Raw genomic sequence first — 9658 nt, 5'->3', positions numbered from 1 at the left:
CCCCCCCCCCCCCCCCCCCCCCCCCCCCCCCCCCCCCCCCCCCCCCCCCCCCCCCCCCCCCCCCCCCCCCCCCCCCCCCCCCCCCCCGCCGCCGTGAACCGCTGAGTGCTACTGCGAGGAGACCCGCTTCCGGGGCGCCACCTTCTCGCGGACCAGGGCGATGCCGAGGACCAGGGCGCCGACGAGCAGCGAGAGCACCATCTGCTTGCGCCCGGCGTCGTCGTACAGCATGTAGACGATCACGAACGAGATCATGCCGATGGTGACCCACGTCAGGTACGGGAACAGCCACATCTTCACGACGAGCTTCTCCGGCTGCTCGCGCAGGATGATGCCGCGCATCTTCAGCTGCGTGAAGCAGATGACGAGCCACACGAACAGGGCGACCGCGCCGGACGAGTTCAGCAGGAAGTCGAAGACGGTCTCGGGCCACTGGTAGTTGAACCAGACGGCGGCGAAGCCGAAGACGACCGAGCCGAGGATCGCCGTGCGCGGCACGCCCTGCGAGGTGGTGCGGGCGAACGCCTTCGGGGCGTCGCCGCGCTCGCCGAGCGAGAAGGCCATGCGCGAGGCGGTGTACAGGCCGGAGTTGAGGCAGGAGAGCACGGCCGTCAGGACGATCACGTTCATGACCTGACCGGCGTGCGGGATGCCGATCGAGTTCAGCGCGGCGACGTAGGAGCCGTCCTTGACGATCGACTTGTCGTTCCACGGCAGGAGCGTGATGACGACGAAGATCGAGCCGAGGTAGAAGACGCCGATGCGCCAGATGACGCTGTTCGTGGCCTTGGTGACCGCGCGCTGCGGGTCCTCCGACTCGCCTGCGGCGAGCGTGACGATCTCCGAGCCCATGAAGGAGAAGACCACCATGAGGACGCCGGTGAGGATCGCGCCCGCGCCGTTGGGCATGAAGCCGCCCGCGTCGGTGAGGTGCTTGAAGCCGTCACCGGGGTTGTCCGAGCCGGGCAGGACGCCGAAGACGGCGAGCATGCCGATGAGCACGAAGCCGCCGATCGCCACGACCTTGATGCCCGCGAACCAGAACTCGAACTCGCCGTACGAGCCGACCGAGACGAGGTTGGTGGCGGTGAGCACCAGCATCACGACGAGGGCCCAGCCCCACTGCGGTATCGCGGGCACCCACTCGTTCAGGATCACGGCCCCGGCGGTCGCCTCGACGGCGAGCACCACGACCCAGAAGAACCAGTAGAGCCAGCCGATGGTGAAGCCCGCCCAGCGCCCGAGGGCCTGGTCGGCGTAGGCCGAGAAGGATCCGGAGGACGGCCGTGCCGCGGCCATCTCGCCGAGCATCCGCATCACGAGGACGACCATGGCGCCCACGAGCGCGTACGACACCAGGATCGCGGGGCCCGCGGCCTTGATGCCCGAGGCGGACCCGACGAAGAGACCCGCACCGATCACGCCACCGATGGCGATCATCGACAGATGGCGGTTCTTGAGACCGGCCTTGAGGCCGTCTCCGTCACCGTTCCCGCTCCCCGGCTGGGATTTCACGGGCCCGCCGGGGGTGCTGTCTTCCTTCGCAAGGGACGGTTGCGAGGTCATAGGCAGATCCTTTGGTTCACGGGCAAGAGCTTCCGCATTAAAAGCTCAGGGGCGTACGGGACGAAAGACCCGTCTCCGGATCGTTGTATTCAGGAGAATGGAGAGTGAACGATCGGTCACTGACGATCACCGGACACCGATTGGCCTGAACCAATCGGTGGCCGAAGGGCTCTCGACGAGCCGTCGAAGAGCTGGCCGAGCGCGCCCGGGCGGCAGCCGATGACCGGCCCCACGACGGCTTCCCGCCACCGCGCATGCCACACTCGGACCCATGCGCGTGTACCTCGGCTCCGATCATGCCGGTTACGAACTCAAGAACCACCTCGTCGAATGGCTCAAGGCCCACGGCCACGAGCCCGTCGACTGCGGGCCCCACATCTACGACGCCCAGGACGACTACCCGCCCTTCTGTCTCCGCGCGGCGGAGAAGACGGCTGCGGACCCCGACGCCCTCGGCATCGTCATCGGCGGCTCGGGCAACGGCGAGCAGATCGCCGCGAACAAGGTCAAGGGCGTACGGGCCGCCCTCGCCTGGAGCGAGCAGACGGCGGCGCTCGGCCGCGAGCACAACGACGCGAACGTGATCTCCATCGGCGGCCGCATGCACACCGTGGACGAGGCGACCAAGTTCGTCGAGATCTTCCTCGCGACGCCGTACTCCGGCGAGGAGCGGCACACCCGCCGCATCAAGATGCTGGCGCGCTACGAGACCTCGGGCGAGCTGCCCCCCGTCCCGCCCCACCACCCGCAGGCCTGACCTCCCGCGGGGCGCCACGGGGCGCCCCGCGAAGGCCCCGACAGGAGGCGACACCGTGCCGGAAGGGCACACCATCCACCGGCTCGCGGCCGATCACCGCAGCCGGTTCCAGGGCCACCCGGTGCGGGCCACCAGCCCCCAGGGCAAGTTCTCCGACGGCGCCGCCCTCGTGGACGGACAGCCCCTGGACACCGCGGAAGCCCACGGCAAGCACCTCTTCCTCGGCTTCGCCGCGTCCGGCTGGGTCCACATCCACCTGGGCCTCTTCGGCAAGTACACCTTCGGCGAGACCCCCGCCCCGCCGCCCACCGACACCGTCCGCCTCCGCCTGGCGAACGCCGCCCACCACAGCGACCTGCGCGGCCCCACCACCTGCGCGCTGATCACCGACGGCGAGAAGCAGGAGATACACGCCCGCCTCGGCCCGGACCCGCTGCGCCCGCAGGACGGCGCGAACGACCCGGACAGGGCCTGGCAGCGCGTCTCCCGCAGCCGCACCACCATCGCCGCCCTCCTGATGGACCAGAAGGTCATCGCGGGCGTCGGCAACGTCTACCGCGCCGAGGTCCTCTTCCGGCACCGCATCGACCCGTACACGCCCGGCAAGGACCTCACGCGCCGCCAGTGGACCGCGATCTGGGCGGACCTGGTGGACCTGATGCGCGAGGGCGTGCGCAACAACCGCATCGACACCGTGTGGCCCGAGCACACCCCCGAGGCCATGGGCCGCCCGCCGCGCGTGGACGACCACGGCGGCGAGGTGTACGTGTACCGCAGGGCCCGGATGGCCTGCCACATCTGTGGCGGCGAGATCCGCACCGCCGATCTCGCCGCCCGCAACCTGTTCTGGTGCCCGCGGTGCCAGCGCGGAAAGAGCACGCCGGCACGCCGGTGACGGGCGGGCACGGCTAGAAGCCGTGCGGCAGCCAGGGCGCCACGTCCGACCCGAAGGCGAGGCTCGCCTCCGCCAGGGCCCCCGGACGCAGCTCCCGCACCCGGCCCGCCCGGGCCAGCTCCGCGAGGGACACGCCGCCCAGATACGCCGAACCCAGCTCGCGCACGGACAGGGCGAGGTCGGCGGGCGTCCCGTCGTCGGCGCGCTTGCAGGAGGCGCCCTTGGGGTCGCCCGTCAGCCGCCAGCGCCCCTCGTTCCAGGGACAGAACGCGTCCGTGACGTCCAGGACCACGTCCACCGGCGTCCGGTACGCGCGCGCCTCCAGGGCCGCGCCGACCTCCACCAGACGCACGTGCAGCGAGTCGCGCATGACGAGCCCGCAGCGCCGCACGTCCGACACGAGGTGCAGCAGCGGGTCGTCCACCGGCCGGTTGAGCGACACGACCCGGGAGGTCAGGTCGATGTCGCAGAGGAAGCGCCACAGCGCGGCGTGCGCCGCCGGGTCCAGCGCCTCCACGGCGCGCACCCGGACCTCGCCCTTCGGGCCCTGGACCTCCCAGTCGGGCTTGACCGCGAAGTACGCGTACCCGACGACCTCACCGCCGCGCTCCGCGAGCACGCACTGGAGCGGCGACGCGCCGTCGCGGTCCCGCTCCGGGTCGAGGAGCGGCAGGCGCTCCCAGCCCGGCTGCCGCGCCAGCATCCCGGGGCGGCCGGGCACCACGCGCGCGTACACCGCCTCACAGGCCTCGGCGGCCTCGGCCGGGACCGCGTACCGCAGCCGCACCTCGTCTGTGCCCTCGGGCACCGTGAGGCGCACCCGCGGCGTGTCGATCGACACGTTGAACAACCACGTCGCCACGCCGTACCCGAACCGGCCGTAGATCGCGGGCTCGGACACCGTCAGGACGGCCAGCGCCTCCCCGCGCTCCCGCAGGTCGTCGAGCTGGCGCCGCATCATCCGGGTGAGGAGCCCGCGGCGGCGGTGCGTGCCCGCCACGCTCACCATCGAGACACCCGCCGCGTCCACCAGGGCCCCGCCCGGCACGGACATGCGGAAACTGAAGGAGCCCGCCGTGCCGAGGCAGTCCTCGCCGTCCCAGAGGCCGAGGCAGCGGTCGAGCCGCGTCAGCGAGTCCCACAGCTCACGCTCCTCCGGCGCCTCGTGCAGCCCGCCGAAGGCCCGCTCCAGCGTTCCGTACCACCGGTCCCAGTCTCTCTGGCCCAACTCCCGCAATTCTGCTGTCATATGCCATGCCTACCAGGGCTCCAGGGGCGCGGCGAATCGTTTTCCGCGTACCGGAACGCGCGTGTGGACGCTGGGAGCGGAGATACGGGCGAGGTGCCCCTGAAGGGGGACAAGAGGTACCTCCCGTGCGAAGCGCCTGGCCCGGTGGATAGGGTCCACGAGCAATGGCGGTACGACGAGACAGGCGCGAGCGGCGCACCCCGCGCGAGCGGCGCGCCGCAGCCGAGACGTTCCCGGCCCGGATGAAGAAGCGGCTGCACCGGGCCCGCATAGGGCTGCGCAAATCCGGGGTGGACTACTTCCGGGGCGACGGCTCGGACTGGGTGGCGCTCGCCGCGCTGCTCCTGACCGTGCCGGTCATCACCGTCTGCACGATCGTCAACCCGGTGTGGTTCTCGCCCGCCGTCCTCGTCCTGCCGATCGTCGCGGGCGGCCTGCTGCTCAGGCCCTCCAGCCTCCTCGGCCTGTACGCCGCGTCCGCGGCCGCCCTCATCGTGGAGTCCGCCCGGCTCGGGCCCTACACCGAGGGCCCGGCCCGGGTCACCCCCGGCACCGTCCTGACCGTCGCCGCCTGCGGGTTCTTCGGCCTCCTCATCGCTCAGTTCCGCAGCCGCGTCGGCGTGCCCTGGCGCGGCGGCGGCACGATGCTCTTCGACCTGCGCGAGCGCATCCGCGTGCAGAGCAAGCTGCCGAAGCTGCCCCGCGGCTGGCACCGCGAGATGGCCCTGCGGCCCGCGGGCGGCCAGTCCTTCTCCGGCGACTTCGTCGTCGCCGCCCGCACCAACGGCGGCCGCACCCTGGAGGTCGTCCTCACGGACGTCTCCGGCAAGGGCATGGACGCCGGGTCCAGGGCGTTGCTCCTGTCCGGCGCGTTCGGCGGCCTGCTCGGCTCGCTGCCGCCGCACGCCTTCCTGCCCGCCGCCAACGGCTATCTGCTCCGCCAGGACTGGGACGAGGGCTTCGCCACCTCCATCCACCTCGTCCTCGACCTGGAGACCGGCGACTACGAACTCCTTTCCGCGGGGCACCTGCCCGCGCTCCAGCTCAGCGCGGGCACGGGCCGCTGGGAGGAGAAGGCGGCGGAAGGCCCCCTCCTCGGCGTCTACGACGGAGCCCAGTTCGACCCCGTCAAGGGGTCGCTGCGGCCCGGCGACGTCCTGATGCTCTTCACCGACGGCATCGTGGAGACCGCCGACCGCGACATCGCCGAGGGCATCGACCGCCTCACCGGCGAGGCCGACCGCTACGTCGCCGGAGGCTTCCACGGAGCCGCCTGGCACCTCATCGAGGCCGTCGCCAAGGACGTCAACGACGACAGGGCCCTCCTGCTCCTCTGCCGCGACGCCTGACCTGGCCCCTGGGCCTCGAACCGCCCCCACCGCTACCGCGGCGGGTTTCCCCTCCCACCCGCCCACCCTTACCTGCCCCGGCGACCCGACTGCGACCTAGCGGCTCGCACGCCGTCCTTCGGCTGCCCGCCGCTGCCACGGCGGGTTTCTCCCACCCATCCGGCCGACAGGCAGATTCAGCCCCTCCGGCGTTTGAGGAGCGGGGGTCTGGGGGCGGAGCCCCCAGGTCGTGAAGGGGCGCCCGCGCGCGGAGCGCGCTGATGGACACGGCGGGGCGACCCGCGAGGGTCCGGCCGGGTGCCACCCCTGGGCAGGTGGGGGAAACCCCACCCTCTATTCGCCGGTGCACCTCATGGCCCGGGCAGGGCCGGAATCCGTACGTTCGATGCATCAAGCACGCACCGGACGACGGAAGGGCTGGGCAAGCCATGGGGCTGCGCAAGAAGAGGCAGCGGGGCGAGAGCGCGACCCCCGCCCCCGAGGGCACGGCGGCGCACGGCGCCCCGTCCGACCGGGCGGTGGAGCTGCGCGGCGTCCGCCGTCAGTACGGCCGCGGCAACCGGGCCGTGCACGCCCTGCGCGGCATCGACCTCGCCCTGCCCCGCGGCAGCTTCACCGCGGTGATGGGCCCCTCCGGCTCCGGCAAGTCCACGTTCCTCCAGTGCGCGGCGGGCCTTGACCGCCCCACGGCCGGCACGGTCCACCTCGGCGGCACCGACATCACCGGAATGAGCGAGAACAAGCTGACGGCCCTGCGCCGCACCCGCCTCGGCTTCGTGTTCCAGGCCTTCAACCTGCTCCCCTCGCTCACCGTCGAGCAGAACGTCTTGCTGCCGATGCGCCTCGCAGGCCACCGCCCCGACCACCGCAAGGCCGCCGACGTCCTGGCCCGCGTGGGCCTCGGCGACAAGGGCAGGCGCCGCCCCGGCCAGCTCTCCGGCGGCCAGCAGCAGCGCGTCGCGATCGCCCGCGCCCTGGTGACCGAGCCGGACGTGGTGTTCGCCGACGAACCGACGGGCGCCCTGGACACCACCACGGCCGCGGAGATCCTCGGCCTGCTGCGCTCGGCCGTCGACGGCATGGGCGCGACCGTGGTGATGGTCACCCACGACCCGGCCGCCGCCGCGTACGCGGATCGCACGCTGTTCCTGGCCGACGGCGCGATCGTCGACCATCTGGAAGGCGCGTCGGCCGCGCGGATCACGGACCGGATGCGCGCCCTGACCGCGCCCGCGCCCGTGCCCACGTACGCGGGAGTGGCGGCGGCATGAGCTTCGTCCCGAACGGCCTGGCCCGCGCGGCCGTCCGCTTCAAGCCCGCCGCGTTCGTGGGCACGTTCGTCGCGCTGATGATGGCGTCCCTGATCGTGTCCGCCTGCGGCATCCTCCTGGAGACGGGCCTGCGCGCCTCCGTGCCGCCCAGCCGGTACGCGGACGCGCCCGTCGTGGCGGCCGCCGACCAGCGGGTCCACTTCGGCAGCGGCGACAGCGCCTCCACCCAGCCGGTGCCGGACCGCGCCCGCCTCGACGCCTCCCTGGTCGCGAAGGCCGCGGCGGTGCCCGGGGCGCGCACGGCCGTCGCGGACGTCACCTACCCCGTCGCGCTCGCGGCCAAGGGCGGCGGCAAGGCCCTGACCGCGCACGGCTGGGGAGCCACCGCCTTCACCGGCGAGAAGCTCACCGCGGGCCGCCCGCCCGCCGCGGGCGAGGCGGTCCTGGCCGGCACGGGGGCCCGCGTCGGCGACCGCGTGACGCTGACCACGGCCGACGGGCCGCACATCGTCCGGGTCTCCGGCACGGTCGCGGGCACCGCCGAGCCGACCGTCTGGCTCAGCGACAGCGCGGCGATCCGCCTCTCCGGGCACCCCGGGCGCGTCGACGCGATCGCGGTCCTGCCCAAGGACGGCGTCACCGGATCGGCCCTGAAGGCCCAGGTCGCCAAGGCCCTCGGGGGCAAGGCGAAGGTCCACACGGGCGAGGGCCGCGGCGGCGTCGAGGACCCCTCGCTCGCCGGCGCCGAGGAACTGCTCACCGGCCTCGGCGGCTCCTTCGGCGGCATCGCCGCGCTGGTCGCCGTCTTCACCGCGGCGGGCACCGTCGCGCTCTCCGTCGGCCAGCGGGCCCGGGAGTTCGCCCTCCTGCGCGCCATCGGCACCACCCCGCGGCAGGTGCGCCGCACCATCGCCACCGAGACGCTGCTCGTCGCCCCGCTCGCGGGCCTCGTCGGCTGCCTCCCCGGCATCGCCCTGGCGAGCTGGTGGTTCGGGCAGCTCAAGGACCGCGGCGCCGTCCCGGAGCCGGTCGACCTCGCCGTGTCCTGGATCCCGCTGGTCACGGCGGCGGGCACGGCCGTCCTTACCGCCCTCGGCGCCGGGTACATGGCCGCGCGCCGCCCCTCCCGCATCAAGCCGGGCCAGGCCCTCAGCGAGGCCTCGGTGGAGCCGCTGCGGCCCGGCTGGATCCGCACGCCGCTCGGCGTCGCCGCGGTCGTCGGCGGCATCGTCCTCTCCCGCGTCGCCGCCACCTCGACCGGCGATGACGCGGCGAACGCGGCCCTCGGCGTCGTCATGCTGTTCATGCTCGCGGTGGCGCTGCTCGGCCCGCTGGTGGCGCGGGGCTGCGCGGCCCTCTTCGGCCTGCCGCTGCGCGGCGCGGGCGCCGCCGCGTCCCTCGCGGCCGCCAACTCCCGTACGAACGCCCGCAGGCTGGCCTCCGCCATCACCCCGATCGTCCTCGCCATGGCCTTCGCCTCCACGCTCGTCTTCATGCACACGACCGAGGACAAGGTGACGTCGAACCAGCAGCGGGACGGCGTCACCGCCGACCACATCGTCACCTCCGGCGCGGGCTTCGGACCCGGCGCCGTGCGCGCGGCGGCCGAGGTGCCCGAAGTGACCTCGGCGGTCGGCCTGTTGAAGACGTCCGTCCTCATCCCCATGGGCTCCGGCGGCGACCGCTGGCTCCAGTCCGCGAGCGCCCAGGGCGTCACCGGCTCCGCCGCGGACCTCGCCCAGGTGCAGGACCTGAACGTGGAGTCCGGCGAACTCGCCCTCCGCGAGGGCGAGATCGGCCTCGACGCGACCCTCGCGACCTCCGCGCACCTGAAGACCGGCGACCGCGTCGAGCTGCGCCTGCCCGACGGTACGAGGATCCGGCCGACGCTCGCGGCGACGTACGAGCGCGGTCTCGGCCTGTCCCAGGTCACGCTCCCCGCGGCCGCGCTGCGGCAGCACGTCACGGCAGCCCTCGACACGGAGATCTGGACGAAGGGCGGCACGGCGGCCGCGCTGAAGTCCCTGGGCACGGTCAAGGACCGGGACGGCTACACCACCGCCCAGTCCCTCGACCGGAAGGTCAACGCCTGGGCCAACAGCGTCATGGCGGCCGTCCTCGGCGGCTTCGCGGCCGTCGCCGCCGTCAACACGCTGGTGATGACCGTCCTCGACCGGCGCCGCGAGCTGGGCATGCTGCGACTGATCGGCTCGACCCGGAGCCAGGTGATGCGGATGATCCGCTGGGAGGCGCTGCTCGTGACCTGCGCGGGCGTGATCATCGGCACGGCCATCGCCCTCGCCACGCTGGTGCCGATGACCAGGGGTCTCACCGGCGAGTCCCCGTACATCCCGCCGCTGCTGTACGCGTCCTTCGCGGGCTCGGCGATCCTGCTGGGCCTCCTGGCCACGACGCTTCCGGCGCGCGCGGCACTGAGGACGTCTGCCTGACGCCTCCCCGCAGGGTGGGAAGGGTGGGCACAGCCCCGGGGGGGGGGGGGGGGGGGGGGGGGGGGTGGGGGGGAGGGGGGGTCGCAGGGGGGGGGGCCCAACTCTTCCGGGGGGGAATCTT

The 9658-nt window shown here is 73.4% G+C and carries 7 protein-coding genes; 5 read left to right on the top strand and 2 right to left on the bottom strand.

What is annotated here, in order from left to right; all coding sequences use genetic code 11:
* Positions 1–108: 108 nt before the first annotated feature.
* Positions 109–1566 carry an amino acid permease gene (locus AC07GB_RS39655; RefSeq protein WP_478854433.1) on the bottom strand — a complete coding sequence of 486 codons (1458 nt, stop codon included), beginning with the start codon at positions 1564–1566 and terminating at the stop codon, positions 109–111.
* A gap of 271 nt (positions 1567–1837) precedes the next feature.
* On the opposite strand from AC07GB_RS39655, the gene AC07GB_RS39650 reads away from it, so the two are divergent.
* Complete coding sequence (locus AC07GB_RS39650; protein ID WP_478854431.1) at positions 1838–2323, top strand: ribose-5-phosphate isomerase; 486 nt, start codon at positions 1838–1840, stop codon at positions 2321–2323.
* Between the two features lie 55 nt (positions 2324–2378).
* Positions 2379–3218 (top strand): Fpg/Nei family DNA glycosylase, encoded by an 840-nt coding sequence (locus AC07GB_RS39645; protein ID WP_478854429.1) that lies wholly within the window; start codon positions 2379–2381, stop codon positions 3216–3218.
* Between the two features lie 13 nt (positions 3219–3231).
* Here the strand turns inward: AC07GB_RS39645 and AC07GB_RS39640 are convergent, their stop codons facing one another.
* The gene (locus tag AC07GB_RS39640) at positions 3232–4467 is read right to left on the bottom strand and encodes a GNAT family N-acetyltransferase (protein WP_478854427.1); all 1236 of its coding nucleotides are present in this window, start codon (positions 4465–4467) and stop codon (positions 3232–3234) included.
* Positions 4468–4631: 164 nt separating this feature from the next.
* Between AC07GB_RS39640 and AC07GB_RS39635 the strand changes: the two genes are divergently transcribed.
* From AC07GB_RS39635 to AC07GB_RS39625, 3 genes are all read left to right on the top strand, one after another.
* The gene (locus AC07GB_RS39635; protein WP_478854425.1) at positions 4632–5816 is read left to right on the top strand and encodes a PP2C family protein-serine/threonine phosphatase; all 1185 of its coding nucleotides are present in this window, start codon (positions 4632–4634) and stop codon (positions 5814–5816) included.
* Between the two features lie 428 nt (positions 5817–6244).
* Complete coding sequence (locus AC07GB_RS39630) at positions 6245–7087, top strand: ABC transporter ATP-binding protein (RefSeq protein WP_478854423.1); 843 nt, start codon at positions 6245–6247, stop codon at positions 7085–7087.
* Positions 7084–9537, top strand: coding sequence for an ABC transporter permease (locus AC07GB_RS39625; RefSeq protein ID WP_478854421.1), 2454 nt, complete (start codon positions 7084–7086; stop codon positions 9535–9537). Before AC07GB_RS39630 ends, AC07GB_RS39625 begins: the two co-directional genes overlap by 4 nt.
* Positions 9538–9658 lie beyond the last annotated feature (121 nt).

The organism is Streptomyces sp. NPDC045778, from assembly GCF_056431945.1.
Note: the sequence above shows the minus strand (reverse complement) of the source record. Positions and strands in the feature narration are given on the sequence as shown.